General features: G+C 62.1%; 13 protein-coding genes. 7 read left to right on the top strand and 6 right to left on the bottom strand.

Annotated features, from left to right (window positions below):
- From hpnC to ACYQ2I_RS02605, 6 genes are all read left to right on the top strand, one after another.
- Window positions 1-999: a squalene synthase HpnC gene (gene hpnC / locus ACYQ2I_RS02630; protein ID WP_460165438.1), complete on the top strand. Its 999-nt coding sequence runs from the start codon at window positions 1-3 to the stop codon at window positions 997-999.
- The gene (locus ACYQ2I_RS02625; protein WP_460165437.1) at window positions 999-2,021 is read left to right on the top strand and encodes a phytoene/squalene synthase family protein; all 1,023 of its coding nucleotides are present in this window, start codon (window positions 999-1,001) and stop codon (window positions 2,019-2,021) included. Before hpnC ends, ACYQ2I_RS02625 begins: the two co-directional genes overlap by 1 nt.
- Window positions 2,022-2,035: 14 nt before the next feature.
- On the top strand, window positions 2,036-3,454 hold the full coding sequence (gene hpnE / locus ACYQ2I_RS02620; RefSeq protein WP_460165436.1) for a hydroxysqualene dehydroxylase HpnE: 1,419 nt from the start codon (window positions 2,036-2,038) through the stop codon (window positions 3,452-3,454).
- Window positions 3,455-3,945: 491 nt separating this feature from the next.
- Window positions 3,946-5,085 (top strand): bifunctional diaminohydroxyphosphoribosylaminopyrimidine deaminase/5-amino-6-(5-phosphoribosylamino)uracil reductase RibD, encoded by a 1,140-nt coding sequence (gene ribD, locus ACYQ2I_RS02615; protein ID WP_460165435.1) that lies wholly within the window; start codon window positions 3,946-3,948, stop codon window positions 5,083-5,085.
- A 232-nt stretch (window positions 5,086-5,317) separates the two neighbouring features.
- Window positions 5,318-6,961, top strand: coding sequence for a GTPase family protein (locus ACYQ2I_RS02610; RefSeq protein WP_460165434.1), 1,644 nt, complete (start codon window positions 5,318-5,320; stop codon window positions 6,959-6,961).
- 243 nt (window positions 6,962-7,204) lie between these two features.
- Window positions 7,205-8,860: a tetratricopeptide repeat protein gene (locus ACYQ2I_RS02605; protein ID WP_460165433.1), complete on the top strand. Its 1,656-nt coding sequence runs from the start codon at window positions 7,205-7,207 to the stop codon at window positions 8,858-8,860.
- 51 nt (window positions 8,861-8,911) lie between these two features.
- Here ACYQ2I_RS02605 and ACYQ2I_RS02600 read toward each other — a convergent pair whose 3' ends face one another.
- From ACYQ2I_RS02600 to ACYQ2I_RS02575, 6 genes are all read right to left on the bottom strand, one after another.
- Window positions 8,912-9,562, bottom strand: a complete 651-nt coding sequence (locus ACYQ2I_RS02600; protein WP_460165432.1) for a LutC/YkgG family protein — start codon at window positions 9,560-9,562, stop codon at window positions 8,912-8,914.
- The gene (locus ACYQ2I_RS02595; protein ID WP_460165431.1) at window positions 9,559-11,004 is read right to left on the bottom strand and encodes a lactate utilization protein B; all 1,446 of its coding nucleotides are present in this window, start codon (window positions 11,002-11,004) and stop codon (window positions 9,559-9,561) included. The genes ACYQ2I_RS02600 and ACYQ2I_RS02595 overlap by 4 nt, the downstream gene beginning before the upstream one ends.
- A 57-nt stretch (window positions 11,005-11,061) precedes the next feature.
- Window positions 11,062-11,832: a (Fe-S)-binding protein gene (locus tag ACYQ2I_RS02590; protein WP_460165430.1), complete on the bottom strand. Its 771-nt coding sequence runs from the start codon at window positions 11,830-11,832 to the stop codon at window positions 11,062-11,064.
- Between the two features lie 303 nt (window positions 11,833-12,135).
- Window positions 12,136-14,379 (bottom strand): ferrous iron transport protein B, encoded by a 2,244-nt coding sequence (gene feoB, locus ACYQ2I_RS02585; RefSeq protein ID WP_460165429.1) that lies wholly within the window; start codon window positions 14,377-14,379, stop codon window positions 12,136-12,138.
- Window positions 14,380-14,440: 61 nt separating this feature from the next.
- Window positions 14,441-15,436 carry a metal-dependent transcriptional regulator gene (locus ACYQ2I_RS02580; RefSeq protein ID WP_460165428.1) on the bottom strand — a complete coding sequence of 332 codons (996 nt, stop codon included), beginning with the start codon at window positions 15,434-15,436 and terminating at the stop codon, window positions 14,441-14,443.
- 201 nt (window positions 15,437-15,637) lie between these two features.
- A complete protein-coding gene (locus tag ACYQ2I_RS02575) occupies window positions 15,638-16,561 on the bottom strand; it encodes an SMP-30/gluconolactonase/LRE family protein (protein WP_460165427.1) in 924 nt (307 codons plus the stop codon).
- Between the two features lie 370 nt (window positions 16,562-16,931).
- Here ACYQ2I_RS02575 and ACYQ2I_RS02570 point away from each other — a divergent pair, with 370 nt between their 5' ends.
- Window positions 16,932-18,200: a glycoside hydrolase family 117 protein gene (locus ACYQ2I_RS02570; protein ID WP_460165426.1), complete on the top strand. Its 1,269-nt coding sequence runs from the start codon at window positions 16,932-16,934 to the stop codon at window positions 18,198-18,200.
- Window positions 18,201-18,229: the final 29 nt, after the last annotated feature.

Raw genomic sequence — 18,229 nt, 5'->3', positions numbered from 1 at the left:
ATGATGGACGCCGCCACGCGACCCGACAATCGACCCGCCTCTGCCGCTGTGCCGCAACACGAGCAACGGCGTCGGCGATTTCTTGCCGATTTGCAGCAGTACGGGCCGACGACCCCGCCGCAACCGATCTCTCTGCGACGGGCCAAAGCCTATTGCCGCGCGCTTGCCCGCAGCCGTTACGAGAATTTTACCGTCGTCTCGCGATTCGTACCCAGGGACCTACGGCAGGATTTCTGCAACATTTACGCCTGGTGCCGCTGGGCCGACGATCTCGCCGACGAAACCGAATCGCCGCAGCAGGCGGCCGCCTTGCTCGAATGGTGGCAACGAGAACTGTCGGCTTGTTTCGCGGGCAATGCCGTGCATCCGGTCACGATCGCCCTCACCGAAACGATCTCGCGCTACGCGATCCCTATCGAGCCCTTTTCGGATCTGCTGGTTGCCTTTCGGCAAGATCAACAAAAGTTCCGCTACGACACTTTCGAAGAATTGATCGACTATTGCCGTCATTCGGCGAATCCGGTGGGACGATTGGTGCTCCACCTGGGCCGCTGCGCCACGCCGGAGCGGATCTCGCTTTCCGACTCGATCTGCACGGGGTTGCAACTGGCGAATTTTTGGCAGGATGTCGCCGTCGACTTCGCACGCGGGCGCATCTACGTGCCGCAGTCGGAATTCCGCCGCTTCCACTGCGATCCCGCCGTTCTGGAAGTCGGTAAAATCGATGCCTCTTTCCGACTTCTGATGCACAGCCTGGTCGATCAAGCCGAGGCGTACCTGAAACGCGGCGTGCCTTTGGTGGCCAAAATGCCCGGCGACCTGCGAGTGCCGACCGCCCTGTTTGTCGCCGGAGGACTGGCGATCTGCCGGGCGATTCGCGAGGTCGATTACGACATTTTCGACCGACGTCCGGAACTCACCAAGCAGCAAAAGTTCCTGCTCGTCGTCCGCACGTGGTGGCAGGTCAAACGCGGACGGTTCGCGGCGGAGGGCGTCTGATGAGCGAGCCGCTATCGAATCAGCCGGACAACGATCGCCCTGCGGCAACGGGAAAAGAGCCGTCCGTTTCGCTCCCCTCTGCCCTGCGAGCCGGTTATCGACGTTGTCGCAAGATCGGACGCCGCGCGCACAGCAGCTTTTACGCGACTTTCTTTTTGCTTTCCGGGGCGAAGCGTCGGGCGATGGACGCCTTGTACGCCTTCATGCGCGTCACCGACGATTTCGTCGACGCGCCCGCCGCCGAGAGTTCCTCACTCGGACCTCGTCTCGAACGCTGGGAAGCGATGTTGCAATACACGCTCGAGGCGGCTCGTGCGTCGGATCCCGATTGGGCGTCGATCGAAGACCGCCTGCGTTCCTGGGCCGACGATGCTTGCGACGCCGAGTTGCTGCACCACGCCGCGATCGTGCCGCCGTTGGCGCATACGGCGACCGCGTTCGACATCCCCGCCGGCGTCTTCACCGATTTCTTTCGCGGCGTGCGACGCGACCTGGAGTTTCAAACGTTCTCCGATTTCGACTCGCTGCGAGAGTATTGTCGGTGCGTCGCGTCCGTAGTCGGGCGCGCATGCATTCACATTTGGGGGTACCACGACCCGGCCGTCTTCGCGCCCGCCGATGATTGCGGCATCGCCTTCCAGATGACGAATATCCTGCGCGACATCCCGGAAGACCGCAGCCGAGGCCGCTTCTACCTGCCCGAAAGCGACCTACACGCCGCGGGGCTTGCAGCCGACGACCTCGATAGGTTGTTCGCCGATCCGCGGTTCGAATCGGTCGTGGCCGCGCAATTGGAACGGACGCAGGCGCTGTTCCAATGTGCCGCCGAAACCGATCGCTACCTGATGAAACGGGGGCGTTTGATCTTTCGCGCGATGTTCGACGTGTATTTCGCCCTGTTTTGCGAAGTAAAACGACACGCTTCCGAGCTCGCATTTCGACGCATCACGTTGCCCCGGATGCGAAAGCGCCGCCTGGTCCTTCGCCGCCTGCTGCTGCCGAACCGCCCGTTGATCCCTTGACCGCTCGCCCTGGCATGACCGAGAACACTTCGCCCACCGGCACTTCTCCCGACGATCGGCGTCCGCGGGTTGCCGTCGTCGGCGGTGGTGCCGCGGGACTGACGGCGGCGTGGCGGTTGGCCGAAGCCGGTTTCGTGGTCACGGTCTTCGAGCGGCGTCGCGTGCTGGGCGGACGGGCGAATTCGTTCCTCGATCCGTTCGCGGGCATCATGCTCGATACGTGCCGGCACCTGGTGATGGGCTGCTGCGAGCGATTCCTGCGACTGTGCGAAGAATGGGATGTTCGGTCGCATCTTCAACGGCAATCACGATTGTATTTCGTCGACAATCGAGGCGGCGTGTTTTCCTTTCGACCGTGGACGTGGCTGCCCCCGCCGCTGCATTGGATGCCCGGCTTGGGACAATTGCGTTTTCTTTCGTTGCGGGATCGCCTTTGTTTGGCGAGATCGCTCCGGTCGCTCGTTCGCGATCGGCGACGCAACGACCGACAGCGACTCGACGTCCCGATCACGGCGTACCTTGCCCGCCGTCGCGTACCCGAGATCGTTCTTCGCCGATTCTTCGCCCCGGTTCTCATCAGTGCCTTGAATGAACTGCCGGAATACGTTCCCGCCCAAACGGCTGCGTTCGTGTTCGACGAAATGTTCTTCCGCCGCCGTCGGGGCCATGAAATCTACATGTTCGATACCTCGTCCGCCGAGTTCTTCGATCGGATCGTTGCGAAGTCGCTGGAGGCAAAGGGAATTCATATCCGCCGACGTGTTCGCGTGCGGCAGATCGTTCGCGAATCGGAAAGCGGCACGCACGGCCGCTTTCGCCTGCGAGTCGAACACGCCGATCGCGAGCGTGAAACGATGCGATTCGATGCCGTCGTCACGGCCGTGCCTCCCCGGCAGGTAACCGAACTGTTCGCACCCCACGAAGAACTATCCACCTTACGCGCCGCGTGTTCGCGACTGACCGCCTGCGGAATCGCCACGGTGCATGTGTGGTACGACCGCCCCCTTACGCAGCTACCGAATGCGGCATTGCTCGACGGTTTGGGACAATGGGCTTTTTTCCCCACGAGCGAGCCCGAAAAGTCGCAGCCGCATTGGTACGCGCAAGTCGTCATCAGCGCGGCCGATCGCCTGCTGAGCAAGGCAAAAGGCGATCCCTGCGATGCGATTCGCGACCAAATGCAGGCGCACTTTCCCCGTTCGCAAGCGAAAGCCGTGCACGCACGACTCGTGTGGGAACGTCACGCCGTGCTGCCGCCGGATCCCGAAATGGAACGCGCACGACCGGTGGAAGGAACCCCTGTTTCCGGCTGGGTCGTCGCGGGCGATTGGACGGCTACGTCGTGGCCCGGCACACTCGAAAGCGCCGTTCGCAGCGGCGAAGCAGCCGCCTCGCGGCTGATGGACGAGCTCCGACCGCCGATGCACAAATAATCGACAAAAACCATCCTCACCCCCTCGTGAGGATGGACGATATGCTTCATTCACGTTCGTTTCGGCACGGCATCATTCGTATTTGCTCATGAAACATGCTTTTGTCGTGTGCCGACGGTCGTGCAGCAGCCCGTCGACCACCGGTCTTTTTCGCACTAAAAATTGGAAAAATGTCGCCGGAACCTGCTGTAAATCGGCCGAAAACGCGGTATCATCAGCACCATTGCAGCGTCCAATTTCTGTCAACGAGGCCTCGACTGCGGCGTCTCCCCCTCAGCGGCATCCATGATTCGGGCACGGCTCCCCGCTCACGACGTGCCGACGGCGTCGTAACCTTGTTTCGAGGATTTCGTCGTTCGGCACTTGGGCCGCCGAAGGTGTTGAGGGTTTCCTCCGTTCCCGTTTGTCGCGCAGCCGGGAGCCTCATCTTGTTCGATTCCTCCTCGCGTTCATCCGGTGATGCAGAAAATCGCGGCTCGGATCCTTTTGCGATGGAACGTTCCGAGATCGACATTTGGCACATGCAACGAGCGTTGACGTTGGCCGCCAAAGGCCGAGGCGCCGTGGAGCCGAACCCCATGGTCGGCTGCATCATCGCGCGCGGAGCCGAAATCGTCGGCGAAGGATACCACACCCGTTACGGTGAATCGCATGCCGAAATCGAGGCCCTGCGATTGGCCGGCGATCGAGCACGCGGCGCCACGATGTACGTGACGCTCGAGCCGTGTTGTCACCACGGAAAGACGCCTCCCTGCACCGAAGCCATCATCCAGGCCGGCATCCGACGCGTCGTCGCCGCGATGCAGGACCCCTTTCCGCAGGTCGACGGCGGCGGCATCGCCCGACTTCAGGCGGCGGGCATCACGACCGAAATCGGCCTGCTCGAAGCCCAGGCGGTCGCCCTGAACGCCCCCTATTTGAAGCTATGCCGCGAAAAGCGCCCCTGGATGATCGCCAAGTGGGCCATGACGCTCGACGGAAAGATCGCCAGCTATACGGGGCGAAGCCGTTGGGTGTCGAACGAACAGTCGCGGGCGATGGTCCATCAATTGCGCGGCCGCGTCGACGGCATCATGGTCGGGAGCGGGACGGCCCTGGCCGACGATCCCTTGTTGACCGCCCGCCCCGAAGGATTACGCCGCGCCGTCCGCATCGTCGTCGACAGCCGGGCCCGATTGAATCTCGACAGCCAACTGGCCAAGACCGCCAAGGATTGGCCCGTGCTGTTGGCCGTGGGCGAAGGCGCACCGCCCGACAAATGTGCCGCCTTGATGGAGGCCGGTGTCGAAATCCTGCGATGCCCCGGCGAAACGCACGCCGAACGCCTGCTGTACCTGCTCGACGAACTCGGCAATCGCCGCATGACAAACGTATTGGTGGAAGGCGGCGGCACGCTGTTGGGCAACCTGTTCGATTTGGACCAGATCGACGAGGTGCATGCCTTCGTAGCCCCGAAGATCGTCGGCGGTCGCGAGGGCTTTACGCCGGTCGCCGGCCGCGGACGGGAGTCGATGGACCGCGCCGTCCAATTGTCCGACATCCGCATCGAGGAGGTGGGAACCGACGTTCACCTGAGCGCCCGCGTCAAACGGAAAGGCATCGCAATCAATCCGAGCACCGCCCGATCCTGATCGGAGCGATCGTCGCGACGCCTCCTTTCTTACCCATCCCCGCTGCCATTCCTAATCTGCGGAATCTTCCCGCATTGTCGGCCGGTCCCGAAAAACTATCCCCGCGGGGGGATCGTTTCAGATATAACGAAGACAGACGCCCTGCGCCCTCGCTGCGCCTTCCCCTTTTTTTTCGCAAACAATTCCTGCTCGTGACGGATAGCACCGCCGCAAAACGATTTTTCCGGTCTTCATGAAACGAACGCGTTGGTTGTGGTTTTCCGGACTTGTGTTGCTGGCGATCCCCTACGGGGTGTTGATCGTCGCGGGCGGGTATTGGTGCTATCGCCAGGGATGGTTGTGGCTCTACCTGGCCGTCTCGGCGGCGATCACCGCGGTCGGTTGGGCGCTCTTGTCGCTCGGAAAACGCGGCTCGACGGCCCCCTTGCCGCAAAATCGCGAACCTCCCGAGGGCTGGCCGCCGCACGATCGCGAGGTCTGGAAAGTCGTCGACGAGCTGGCCGTTCAGGCCGAACACGATACGTTTCCGCTCAATTCCCCCGAAGACGCCTGGAAACTACTCTCCCGCGTTCTTGAGACGGTAGCCAAGGAATATTATCCCGACAGCAAAACCCCGACCCTGGAAACGCCGTTGCCCGACGTGCTGCGGATCGTCGAAAAGGTGGCCGCCGAATTGCGGGAAGTCCTGGAGCGTCGCGTCCCCGGTGCCCATATCGTACGGATGGGTGACTTCGAGCGGATGCGTCATCTGTCGTCCATGGGGGAGCGGTTCTATTTCGCGTATCGCATCTTTCGGTTCATCGTCTCACCCGGATCGGGCATCTTGGCCGAGGCCCAGCGATCGGCGGCAAGCGCGGGGCTTCGCCGCTCGGTCGAAGAACTTCGCCGATGGGCGATCGGCTTTGCCGTGCGCCGGATCGGTTACTACGCGATCGAGCTGTACTCCGGCAGGGCCTTGATCGAACACGATTCGCTCAAGTCGTACGCCCCGGCCGAAGACCGAAAGGCCGTCGCCAAGGCGCGGCGGCTCGACGTGGAAGAAACGGCAGCACCGTTGCGCGTGCTGGTCGTCGGTCCGCGCGGTGCGGGCAAGACGAGTTTGATTTTCGCGATATGCGGCACCCCGTGGCCGACCGACGACATTCCTCCGACCGCCCGTGTCGATCATTACGTCGTCCAACGAGAAGACTTCGGCCGTCTCCTGCTGATCGACACGCCCGGTTTCGATCGCACCGACCGGCGAGACCCGTTCGCCCGCTGGAAGAAGGAAGTGCTTTCGGCCGACCTGATTCTGTTGGTGTGCCCGGCGAATTCCGCGGTGTCCGGCCCGCAACAGCGCTTTCTCACCGAGTTGCGAGGCTTCTTCGCCTGCAATCCGAAACGTCTTCAACCGCCGGTGGTCGTCGCCTTGACGCACATCGACCGGCTTCCTCCAGAAGACGAATGGTCGCCGCCCTACGCGTTCGAAGCGCCGCTTTGCGAAAAAGAACACAGCGTTTCCCGCGAAGTCGATCGGTGGGCGACGATCTTCGAAATGGAACGCGAGGCGATCGCGCCCGTCTGTACGCATCCCGACCGCGTGTACAACCTCGAAGACAGCCCCGACAGCCTGACCGCTGCCATCGGCCACGTGCTGCATCAGGCCTATCGCGTTCGCCGTTTGCGGGCGACGGCCGCGCTGCGTCGCGAGCAGCGTTGGGCCCAAACGAAAACGCAGATCACCGAAGGCGGCCGCATGCTCGTCGAACTCGGCTCCCGATACCTTTTCGGTCGCCGCAAGAAGCGTCGAACGCGCCCGCCCGTCGAGCCTCCCATCCGACCGACTTCCCCTGATTCGCCTTCCCCTCCGCGCGACGACATCGTCGATGCCCCGTGATCGCATCGCGGAAACGGCCGCAGCAGACGGACATCAACGGTACCGTGCCCAACGCGGCGGGTTCAAGAAATACCGATTCGATCTTGCCTTTCGCCGCCCGCCCCCTGCAAAATAGGAAACGCACAGCGAGTTTTCCGAATAGAATTCGCTTGCGACGCAGATTGTTTGTGTAGATTGGACGAATCCCGCCCGCGGCCGCCTCGGTCGCCGGTGTTTCCCCACTGCTTTGAAGGAGTCGCCGTCATGCTTCGTCGGCCGTCGGTTGTCGTATTCGTGTTGTCGCTTTGCCTGGCCGTTCCGGCCGCCGCACAAGAGGCGAGCGAGAACGAGGTTTCCAACGCCGGCCAGGCGACCCTCGATCGAGCCATCGAGGCCAAGCTGGCCGCCGAAAGTCTGGAAGATTTGGGCAAAGTAATCGACCTTTGCGAACAGGCCATCGAAGAAGGACTGGACGAGGCGAATACCGAATTCGCCAAGCAGTTGGCAAACGCCGCCCGTTTGCAGCGGGGAATGACGATCGCCGAGGCCATCGTCCGCCCCACGCTTGTCGGGCCGCCGAAAAGCTGGCAGATGCTTCGCAAGCAGGCGTTGGAAGATCTCGAGACCGCCCTGAGCTGGGACGACAACCAGCCGCAGGCGTGGCTCCTCGTCGCCCAACTCAACATGATGCCCGGCGGCGACCGGAAACGAGCCTTGGAAGCGGTCGACAAAGCGGTCGAAAAAGCCGCTGAAGACCGCAATCTGTCGGCCCAGGCTTATTTGCTTCGCACCGAGTTGGTGGAAAAACCCGAAGAGAAGATCGCAACGCTCGGCAAGGCGATCGAACTGCTGCCCGACAACCCGGTCCCGTTGCGGCTTCGCGGATTGCTGTATGCCCAACAAGAACAATTCGACAAGGCACTCGACGACTTCGACAAAGCCCTTGAGATGGATCCGAACCATGCGGGCACCGTGGTCGCCAAGATCGATTGTCTGGTCGAGTTGAAACAATTCGATCAGGCGATGAAAGTCGTCGAACAACTCGATGAACTCCTGCCCGAGCAGTCGCTGCCGTGGTTCCAGCGGGGGCGCATCGCCGCACTTCAAGAGAAGTTCGATCAGGCGATCGAATATCTCGACAAGGCCTTGGAGCTTGATCCGCGTGACGTGCGGGCGCTGTTGCTGCGGGCGGCCGTCCACAACGAACTCAACGACACGGAAAAAGCCCTGGCCGATCTCGACAAAGCGATTCGCCTCCAACCCGACAATCCGCAGCTCATCCGCATGCGGGCATCGATGCTCGCCGGAACCGGGAAATTCAAAGAAGCCATCGCCGATCTCGAACGGATCGAAAAGGCCCAGCCACAAGATGTCCAATCGGCACTTCAACTCGGCCTGCTCTACGCCGCCGAGAAATACCACGCCAAGGCGGTCGAAAAATTCACCGAAGTTCTGAAACTCGAACCCGACAACCTGATCGCGCTTCGCGGACGGGCCGACGCTTACCTGAGTATGGGCAAGCAGGCCGAAGCAATCGCCGACTACGAACGAGCCTTGAAAGTCGCCCCCGAGGACGACGGTGTCCTCAACAACCTCGCCTGGCTGTTGTGCACGTCGCCCGACCCCAAGTTGCGTGACGGCAAGCGGGCATTGGAATTGGCCAAGAAAGCCTGCGAGTTGACCAACTACCAGCAAGCCCACATTCTGAGCACGCTGGCGGCCGCCTATGCCGAGCTGGGCGATTTCGAATCGGCCAAGAAGTGGTCGGCCAAGGCCGTCGAATTGGGGGATCCGGAAGAAAAGGAAGCCCTGCAAAAAGAACTCGAATCGTACAAGCGGGGTGAACCGGTCCGCGAACTGATTCAGGAACCACCGGAACCTTCGGACGAAGCGCCCGCCGCGTCACAGCCGGAAGAATAATCCCACCGACCCTTCCATCGCCTGCGGTCGTGCGACAAGAAACGCGTTCCGTCAGCCGTCGACGGCCAGAACGACCACGCGCTTCGGACCGTGGACGCCGAGAATCAGAATCTTTTCGATATCGGCCGTGCGACTGGGCCCGGTGATGATCACGAATTCACCCCGCCGATCGGGTTCGGCCGTTCGCGAGGCAATGTCGTCCCAGACCGCGGGCATGTGCTCGCGCACACGATCGCTTCGTGTCACGATCACGCACGCCGGAGGCAAGTAGCACAACAGACGTTCCCGCGGCGTCGGGCAGTCGACCAGAGCCGATCCGGTATCGGCCAACAGGTAGTCGGCCTCGACCAGCGACACCGGCACGTCGGCCAAATCGCGCGGCACCGGGTTGTCGCTGCATTCGCGAACGGGCACCGACAGACCGGTCGCCGTCTCGCGAGCCAGGGCATGTCCCGAAACGACGATCTCGCCGTAGTTCGACTCGCTGCACAACGTTTCGAGTTGCTTCCGCGCCGCATTCACATCGGGCACGCGAAACAGCTCGCCCTGCACGGCGGCCAGCTCGCTTGCGAACCGTTCCATCATCGGTTCCAAGGGGGGATCGGTTTTGGCCCACACCTCGGGCACAGGCGGCCGTTCCAGCGGCGGATCATCGGCTAAGCGGGTGCGAATTCGATTCAGGATTTCGTCGCGACTGCTCATGCTTCACCTCCCGTCCCGCCGGAAGAAACGTCTTTGGGCACCAGACGACTGCCGTTGCGTTTCCACCAATTGCGGAACGTGTCGCCGGGGACGTCGGGTAACGCCCTACCCCGTGTCCACGCACCGAGTTTGCCGGGATGCCACGGCAGAAACCGCGCCAACCGCACGCCCAACCGCACGCAGCCCATCGCCAGGCGATATCGCACAGGACCGCGCATCGCCCACGACCACATCTGCCAGGTCAGCCGTTCCGTCCAGCTTTTCACCGGCGACGGTTCCTCCACGGCACGATGCCGCAAGTGAACGAGCTGATGCGGGATATCGATTTTCACCGGACACACTTCGCCGCAGGCACCGCACAACGACGAGGCGAACGGTAGCGTCCCGGCTTGCTCCAAACCGACCAGATGCGGCGTCAAGATCGATCCGATCGGTCCCGGGTAGACCCAGCCGTAGGCCCATCCGCCTACGCGGCGGTAGACCGGGCACGCGTTCAAACAGGCCCCGCAACGAATGCAGAACAACGCCGCTCTGGCGTGCGGATCCTTCAGCACGTTCGACCGTCCGTTGTCCAAGATGATCAAATACTGCTTGCGATGGGGCGTCGGCCCGTGCAGCAAGTGCGTATACGTCGTAAGCTGCTGCCCCGTTCCGCTACGGGCGAGCAAATTCAAAAACAAGGGAAGATAGCGAATCGAGGGGATCACCTTTTCGATGCCCATCAGGGCGACGTGAACCGGCGGGGCCGTGGTCGACAACCCGGCGTTCCCCTCATTTTCGATGATGCAGATCGAGCCGGTGTCGGCGATGCCGAAGTTCACCCCCGAGACGCCCATATCCGCCCGCAAGTATTCTTCACGCAAGTGCCGCCGGGCGATGTCGGTGAGCGCCTCGTGTTCGGCGGTGAACGGTTCGCCGAGTTTTCGCTCGAACAATCGTCCCACGTCTTCGGCCGACAGGTGCAAGGCCGGTGTGACGATGTGCGTCGGTCGCTGCTCGGCCAGTTGGACGAGGTATTCGCCCAAGTCGGTCTCGAGCGCCCGCACGCCGGCCTCGGCCAGCACGTGGTTGAGTTCCATTTCTTCCGAGACCATCGACTTCGACTTGACGACGGTCTTGACCGAATGGCGATGAACGATGTCGAGGACGTGCCGGTTGGCCTCGGCGGCGTCTTTTGCCCACAGCACGGTCGTGCCGCGTGCCGAAATGTTCTTCTCGAATTCGACAAGCAACTTGTCGAGGTTCGCGATCGCGTAGCGTTTGACCGCGTTCGCAGCCGCGCGCCACTCTTCCCACTGCGGTATTTTCGCGGCCACCTCGCGGTTGTGCTTGATCGAGCGTTCGGCCGAGATACCGAGCGATTCGGAACCGTGCGGTTCGTAAAGCCCCTTGTTTTCGGCCTTCAAGAAGGGGGCACCGAATAGGCTTTCGTGTTCACTCATGACGTCGCTCGCCTGGTGTAGGAGAGGGAATTCGAGGCGTCTCCGACGGCGGACCGTTCATCGGCTGTTGAGGATTTCGGCGATGTGCACGGTACGAATATGTCTCTTGGCCGGGTCTTTTCGCAACACACCACCGACGTGCATCAAGCAACTGATATCGACCGACGTGACCACCTCGGCCCCGGTCGAGGCGATGTATTCGGCCTTCGTCTTCCCCATCGCCAACGACGTGCCGGCCATTTTCACGCTGAACGTCCCTCCGAAACCGCAACACTCTTCGATGTTCGGCAGCTCGCGGTAGTCCAAGTCCTTGACGTGTTCGAGCAATCGCAGCGGCTGAAAGTAGATTCCCAATTCCCGCCGCCCGTGGCAACCGCTGTGCATCGTGACCGCATGCGGATACCGTGCTCCGAGATCGACCACACCGAGAATCTCGACGAGAAACTCCGTCAGTTCGAACACCCGCGCCCCGACCGAAGTCACGGCCTCGTCGGGATCGGCCTGTCCGAAGAAGACGCGGGCCATCGCCGCACACGACCCCGAAGGCGTCACGATGTACCGATACGGTCGGAACACGTCGCAAAAATGCCGGATCACGCGCCGCGCTTCGTCCCAATAACCCGAGTTGAACGCCGGCTGGCCGCAACAGGTCTGTTCTTCGGGAAACTCGACGGGCACGCCCAATCGGGTAAGGATTTCGGCGGTGTCTTTCGCGATCTTGGGAAAGAACTGGTCGATGTAGCAGGGAATGAACAGGGCGACCTTTTCGCCGCGTTCGTACGGCGGATATTCCCAGCGGGGCAAGGCGCGGATGTCGGCTTCGTTCATGCGACGCACTCCCGGTGCAACCAGCGAAGAGAGGTCCGACCACGGCGTTTCGGCCGCAAGATCGGTAAGAATCCTGCCGCGGCCTCCAGCAGATTGTCATTGTATCACCGACGATCGGGCACACCACCCGCGCACCGCGGGAACCGCTGCATTTTCGTTTTTCTCAGAAACAAACGTCGGTCCGACGTCCGCCGCAACCACCTGCGGCATTCCCAAAAAAGAACATCGCCGACAAAACAAGCGATCGCCGCAACAGCTCTCGGTTTCATACGTTCCGTTTGCTGCACACCGCCGGAGGTCGCCTCAGGCTCCGACCAGCCGCCAGATCGTCGCGGTCATGAAACAGACCGCAATGCCGAGGGCCACGGGAAACAACGCTGCCACGGCCGTCCATTTCGCGCTGCCGGTCTCTTTGTAAATCGTGTAAATCGTCGTCGAGCAGGGGTTGTGTAACAGGCTGAAGAGCATCAAGCAGACGGCGGTAAGCAGGGTCCAACCACCCGCCTTCAAGATCTCGGCGGTTCCTTGCACATCGGCCTCGAACATCACGCCCGCCCCCACGCCTTGCCCGCTCATGCCGTGCGCCAGGACGGTCAGCATGAGCACGGTGGGTATCACGATCTCGTTTGCCGGAATCGCCACGATATACGCGACGAGAATCACGCCGTTCAGCCCGATTGCCAGCCCAAACGGGTCAAGCCTGTCGATCATCCATTCGGCGATCGTGACGTCGCCGACGTGCACGTTGCAAATGAGCCAAATGACCACACCGGCCGGAAGCGCGAAGACGATCGCGCGCCACAGCACGTACAAGGTGCGGTCGATGAGCGACGTATACAGCGTTTGCAGCAACCGCGGCGGACGATACGGCGGCAATTCGAGATGGAACGTCGAAACCTCGCCCCGCAAGACGGTACGCGAGAAAAACCACGACGAGGCGAACATAAACGCCATCCCCAAGATCGCCACGGCGATGACCGCCAGCGAGGCGATCACTCCGGCCAGATAGGCGGGCACCATCGCTCCGATGAAGATCGTCGCAATCAAGATCTGTGTCGGCCAACGACCGTTGCATAGGCTGAAATTGTTCGTGAGAATCGCCAGCAATCTTTCCCGCGGACTGTCGATCACGCGACACGACACGACCCCCGCCGCGTTACAGCCGAAACCCATCGTCATCGTGAGCGCCTGTTTCCCGTGCGCACCGACCGCCCGGAACAAACGGTCGAGGTTGAACGCCACCCGCGGTAAATAACCGAAATCTTCCGCCAGGGTAAACAGCGGGAAGAAGATCGCCATCGGCGGCAACATCACGCTCACTACCCAAGCGGTGGCAAGATAGGCCCCATCAATCAACACGCCGTCGAGCCACCACGGCAATCCGATCGAGGCCGAAAGCCCCTTCAGCCAGCCGTGGCCTTGGTCGACCAGCAGCCATGACAGGAACGCCGAAGGGTAGTTCGTTCCCACGACCGTCAACCAGATCACCAGCAGGAACAGTCCGATCATGATCGGATAGCCCGTCCACGGACTGGTCAAAATCCGGTCCAACTTCCGGTCGAAGTCGGTCGCGCGTCGGTCTTCGCTGCGGGAAACGCAAGCGTCGGCGATGCGGGCGGCCTCGGCATAGATCGTTTCGACCAGCGCCTGATGGAACCGCGGACCGACGGCCCAGCGCAGCTCCGACGCCCGCTTCACGATCCGCTCGCCCGGCGGAAACGAGACGCCTTCTTCCGGCCCGTCTTGGGAAGCTTCCGCTTCGGCAGTCAACGTTGTTTCTTCGGCCAACGCGCGGCGAAACTCGCCGGTGCGGACGGCCTCGGTCACCCGTCGATCGCCGTCCAGCAACCGCAAGGCAATCCACTGTGTGTTGGTCAACGCCGGAAAGGCCTCGTTCAACGCCTCGGTCAGCTCGCGCACGGCGTTCCGCAATACCGGCGATTCACCGCCCACGCGCCGCGGATGCGTCTGGCGTTCGCCGATCGCCGTTTGATAGACGGCTTCCAACAACCTGTCGATCCCGCGACCGAAGCGGGCCGAGGTCGCCACGACGGGAATCCCCAACTCCTGTTCCAGTCGTTCGACGTCGACGGCGATCCCGTGCCGTTTCGCCTCGTCCATGAGATTCACACACAGGACGGCTTTGTCGGTGATTTCGAGCACCTGAAGGACCAGGTTCAAATTCCGCTCCAGCCGCCCCCCGTCGACGACGATGATCGTCACGTCGGGCTTCGAAAACAGAACGTAGTCGCGGGCGATCTCTTCATCGACGCTGGTCGCCATCAACGAATACGTCCCGGGCAAGTCGACGATCCGGAAACGTTTGTCGCGGTACGAAAAGGCGCCTTCTGCGCGGGCGACCGTCTTGCCGGGCCAATTTCCGGTGTGTTGTCGCAGTCCGGTGAGCGCATTGAAAACGGTGCTTTTGCCCGTGTTCGGGTTCCCCGCCAAGGCGACGACGAAATCGAATTCTCCCTCCTCGTCGCCCAGCCGTATCCAGCCGGTCGGCCGATTGCTCGGACACTGTTCACACGACTTGCAATCCATCGTCGCCGATCCTGTCTCTCTTGGATGGGTTCGCGATCTTCGCGGTGAATGGGCGGTCGGCTCATCCTGCGGAAGCGGTGACCGGTTCGGGGCGGGCCGCTTCTTGCGGTTCGATGCGGATGAGCGCCGCCTGATCGCGCCGCAAGGCAATCAGCGTGCCGCGGACGCGATACGCCACGGGGTCTCCGGCCGGACTGGAAAATTCCGCCGTCACCTTCGAACCGGGAACAAACCCCAAGTCGAGCAGTCGCCGCCGCTGCAATCCGCGACAGGCAGCCGCAATGTCGCGGACGATCCCGGTTTCGCCCACGGCCAGCGCCGAAAGCGGTCGCGCGGGCCGTTCCTCGGGTTCGTCTTCCGCCAAAGGCTCCAACGAAACATTGACCGCCGCCTGGGGCGAAAGCACCTCGCGGCGTCCGTCGATCTCGACCACGCGGGCGGCCCCTTCGTCGCGAACGATCGACACTTGACGGCCCAACTCGAATCCGCGATCGAGCAGGCCCTGGTAGACGTCGTGCGGCTCGTCCTCGATGTGGACGATTCGGCCGCGGCTTCCCGGCGCAAAGCCCGCCAGCGGCTCGCCCGGCAACGCCTCGATCTCGCCGGAGGGCGTCGGAATCGGATCGCCGTGCGGATCGAACCGCGGATTTCCCAGCCGGCGGGCGATCTGTTCGACCTCCTCCTCGCCGGCGGCATGTTCCAGACGGTCGGCCACCGCATGCCATTCCTCCGGCGGCAGGCCGCTCTCTTCGGCCAAGAAGGTTTCGACCAAGCGATGCACGCGGACGATACGGGCGGCTTCGTCGCGACCTTTGGAAGAAAGCGCGACGGTTCCTTCGGGCGTCACCGTGACCAAACCCAACTGCATGAGTCGCTCAACGATCTGCGCCGCTCTTTTGCGTGAGATTCCCAACGCCTCGGCCAGTCCGCGGACATCGGCCGACACCCCGTCGTGCTCGCGCGAGAACAGCCACTTGAGCGTGTCCTCGAACAACACGCGCTGCTGCATCCGCCGCGCCCAGCGCCACGGAATCCAATTCCAAATGCGTAGAGTCACGCTTCGCCCTCACCTATCAACAGAGCACCACATCGAGATTTTGGATACCCAAAACCTAGGTTTTGGTGCACAAAAAAACTCTAGGCGTCACCAGACCGTCGGACAATCCCCTCGATCGGGTGTTCCAAACAGAACTTGCTTTCCGTCGTTTGCGACCGAACGAGCAAACCCGCGAGTAATCGGCGGTTGCGTCATCGTGTATCAGTCGGCGCACAACGGCGGTACACCGCGAACCCGCGTCTTGACGGCCAGGAACTTGTCGGCCGACGTGATGAACAGCGTCTTCAAATCTGTGCCGCCGAACACGCAATTCGAGGCGTAGGGAACCTCGATCACGCCCAGCGGCTTGCCTTCGGGCGTGTAGACTTTGATGCCCGCCCGACCGCAGGCCACGTACAGGTTGCCGAACTCGTCCAAGGTCATCCCGTCGGGGCCGGCCCCCAGCTCGATCCACAGTCGCTCGTTGGCCAGTTTGCCGGGACCGAGCACGTCATACCGGTACAGCACGCGGCCTTTGTTGTCGGCCAGATACAGCGTCTTGTTGTCGGGCGTCAGCAAGATGCCGTTGGGCTTTTGGCATACCTGCGACACGCGCGTGACTTCGCCGGTCGCCGAGACGTAGTAGACGTCTTCCTTCATGACCGTCTCTTGGCCGCGATGCCGGTAGTTGGGGTCGGTGAAGTAGAATCCGCCGTGCCGGTCGATCGTCAGATCGTTCGGTTCGTTGAAGTGCGTGCCGTCGATCTCGCTTGCCAGCACTCGCTTTTTCTTGGTGGTCGTGTCGAAGGCGACGATCCGGTAGGCGGCCCCTTCGCAAACGACCAATTCCCCTTTTGCGTTGAACATCATGCCGTTCGCGTCGGTGCTGTCGTCGACGAACCGTTCGACGCCCTTTCCCGGCCGGTACACGTGGATCGAGTCGTTCTTGCCGTCGGAAAAGTAGACGTTGCCCTCGGCGTCGACGGCAGGCCCCTCACAAAAACCGTAGCCGGTGCCGAGCACCTCGACCGGCGTGCCGGGCGGAATGATGTCGTCGAGCGTTCGCGGCGGCTCGCCCGCCCCCACCAGTACCCCGAACGAACAGCAAGCGACTACCGAACACAACGTCGCGAAAACCGGTTGCATGATCTTTTCCCCTGTTTGTCGAGTCGGATGTCGATCCCGTCGGCCGCGGACGGCTCCCGGCGCGATGAGGCCGACGGCTCGGCCGGATGCGCGCCTGCGGCCCAATAGGCAGTGTACGTCGCCGGAAGATCGATTACCACGCATGACGGCCGCCGCGACCTCGCGAAAGAAGGCTTGCGGCCCGGCACGCGGAAGGACCTCGACGATGCGTGTTGCAGGAAACGACTTTCACGGAAAATCTGCTTGACGCGGATTGTAGATTGTATACAAAATGGTTCGTCGTCCGGTCGACGGGACGAAAAGCGATCGACCGCGAAAACCGTCCCTGTCGGTCCGTCTAATCGCACGTCAAGCCAACGAGGAGTGTCCCATGCGTCGAGTTCGATGGTGTTTCGTGGTTCTCGCCCTGGGGGCGGCCATGCAGGCGATGCCGGGCTACGGCCAGTCGTCGGACCTGCCGCCTTTTCCGTACGGCGTACCTTCCGAAAAGCCCGATCGCCCGTTGAGCAAGGCGATGGAGCGGGCCTACACGCGGTACATGTCGCCCACCACCTGGGGCAACGAACTGTTCACGAAGTTCCTCTACTCGCCGTTGGAAGGACTCGACTATCACAACGGCGACGGCACCGTCTCGCGCCGCGATCCGTCGAAGGTGATCAAGGCAAACGGAAAATACTACGTGTGGTACACGCGACGCGAAACGCCCACGCCGCCGCGGGGATACGAAGCCTCGACCGACGAGATTCCTTCCACCGATTGGGACCTGGCCGAAATCTGGTATGCAACCAGTGAAGACGGCTTCGTGTGGCACGAAGAAGGCCCGGCCGTCACCCGTCCTCCCAAGCCGCAGTTGGGCTGGCGGTCCGTCTGCACGCCGGATGTGCTTTACTGGAAGGGCAAGTATTACCTGTATTACCAGGTATTTGTCGAAACCTCGGGTAAGCGGGGCGACTTCTGCGCCGCCTCGTGCGCCTACGCCGATTCGCCCGACGGCCCGTGGACCCGCACCGACAAGGTCATCGTCCCCTGCGGCCCCGAAGGCGCGTGGGACCAGTACGCCGTCCATGATCCCTATCCGCTGGTGTACAAGGGAAAGATCTACCTGTACTACAAGTCGGAATCGGCCGGCAGGCCGAAGCCGGTGCGTCTGCTGGGTGTGGCGATCGCCGACGATCCCTTGGGACCGTTCGAGAAGTATCCGCTCAACCCGGTGTTGAACTCGGGCCACGAAACGGCCTTCTTCCCGTTCAAAGAAGGCATCGCAGCGATCGTGACGCGGCACGGAAACGAGCACAACACGATCCAATACGCGCCGGACGGCGTCAACTTCGACGTGGCATCAAGCGTCAGTATTCCCCCGTTCGCAGCCGGTCCGTACGTCCCCGACGCCTTCACCGATTCGGGTAACGGCCGCGGAATCACCTGGGGGCTTTGCCATTTCACGACGGCAGGAACCCGCGAGAAAAGCTATTCCATCCTTGCCCGCTTCGACTGCGAACTGAGTCTCGACGAAGACAATTACTGGCTGAAAGAGCCGGAACACTGGTGGCCGCCGGAATACTATTTCCACAGCACGCCGAACCCGCAATTCCGTAAGGCCCTCGAGTGGAAGGCCAAACAGGACTTGAAAAAGCCGTAGTCGACCGACCGCCGTTTTTTTCGACTCGT

Source organism: Thermostilla marina (genome assembly GCF_054657455.1).
This window is presented reverse-complemented; position numbering and strand designations above follow the sequence as displayed.

What these genes read in the sequence shown, in the direction of transcription:
- hpnC (WP_460165438.1), top strand. Translation starts at nt 1, where the DNA reads ATGATGGACGCCGCCACGCGACCCGACAATCGACCCGCCTCTGCCGCT.
- ACYQ2I_RS02570 (WP_460165426.1), top strand. Translation starts at nt 16,932, where the DNA reads ATGCGTCGAGTTCGATGGTGTTTCGTGGTTCTCGCCCTGGGGGCGGCC.
- ACYQ2I_RS02610 (WP_460165434.1), top strand. Translation starts at nt 5,318, where the DNA reads ATGAAACGAACGCGTTGGTTGTGGTTTTCCGGACTTGTGTTGCTGGCG.
- feoB (WP_460165429.1), bottom strand. Translation starts at nt 14,379, where the DNA reads ATGGATTGCAAGTCGTGTGAACAGTGTCCGAGCAATCGGCCGACCGGC.
- ACYQ2I_RS02590 (WP_460165430.1), bottom strand. Translation starts at nt 11,832, where the DNA reads ATGAACGAAGCCGACATCCGCGCCTTGCCCCGCTGGGAATATCCGCCG.
- ACYQ2I_RS02595 (WP_460165431.1), bottom strand. Translation starts at nt 11,004, where the DNA reads ATGAGTGAACACGAAAGCCTATTCGGTGCCCCCTTCTTGAAGGCCGAA.
- ACYQ2I_RS02600 (WP_460165432.1), bottom strand. Translation starts at nt 9,562, where the DNA reads ATGAGCAGTCGCGACGAAATCCTGAATCGAATTCGCACCCGCTTAGCC.
- ACYQ2I_RS02605 (WP_460165433.1), top strand. Translation starts at nt 7,205, where the DNA reads ATGCTTCGTCGGCCGTCGGTTGTCGTATTCGTGTTGTCGCTTTGCCTG.
- hpnE (WP_460165436.1), top strand. Translation starts at nt 2,036, where the DNA reads ATGACCGAGAACACTTCGCCCACCGGCACTTCTCCCGACGATCGGCGT.
- ACYQ2I_RS02625 (WP_460165437.1), top strand. Translation starts at nt 999, where the DNA reads ATGAGCGAGCCGCTATCGAATCAGCCGGACAACGATCGCCCTGCGGCA.
- ribD (WP_460165435.1), top strand. Translation starts at nt 3,946, where the DNA reads ATGGAACGTTCCGAGATCGACATTTGGCACATGCAACGAGCGTTGACG.
- ACYQ2I_RS02575 (WP_460165427.1), bottom strand. Translation starts at nt 16,561, where the DNA reads ATGCAACCGGTTTTCGCGACGTTGTGTTCGGTAGTCGCTTGCTGTTCG.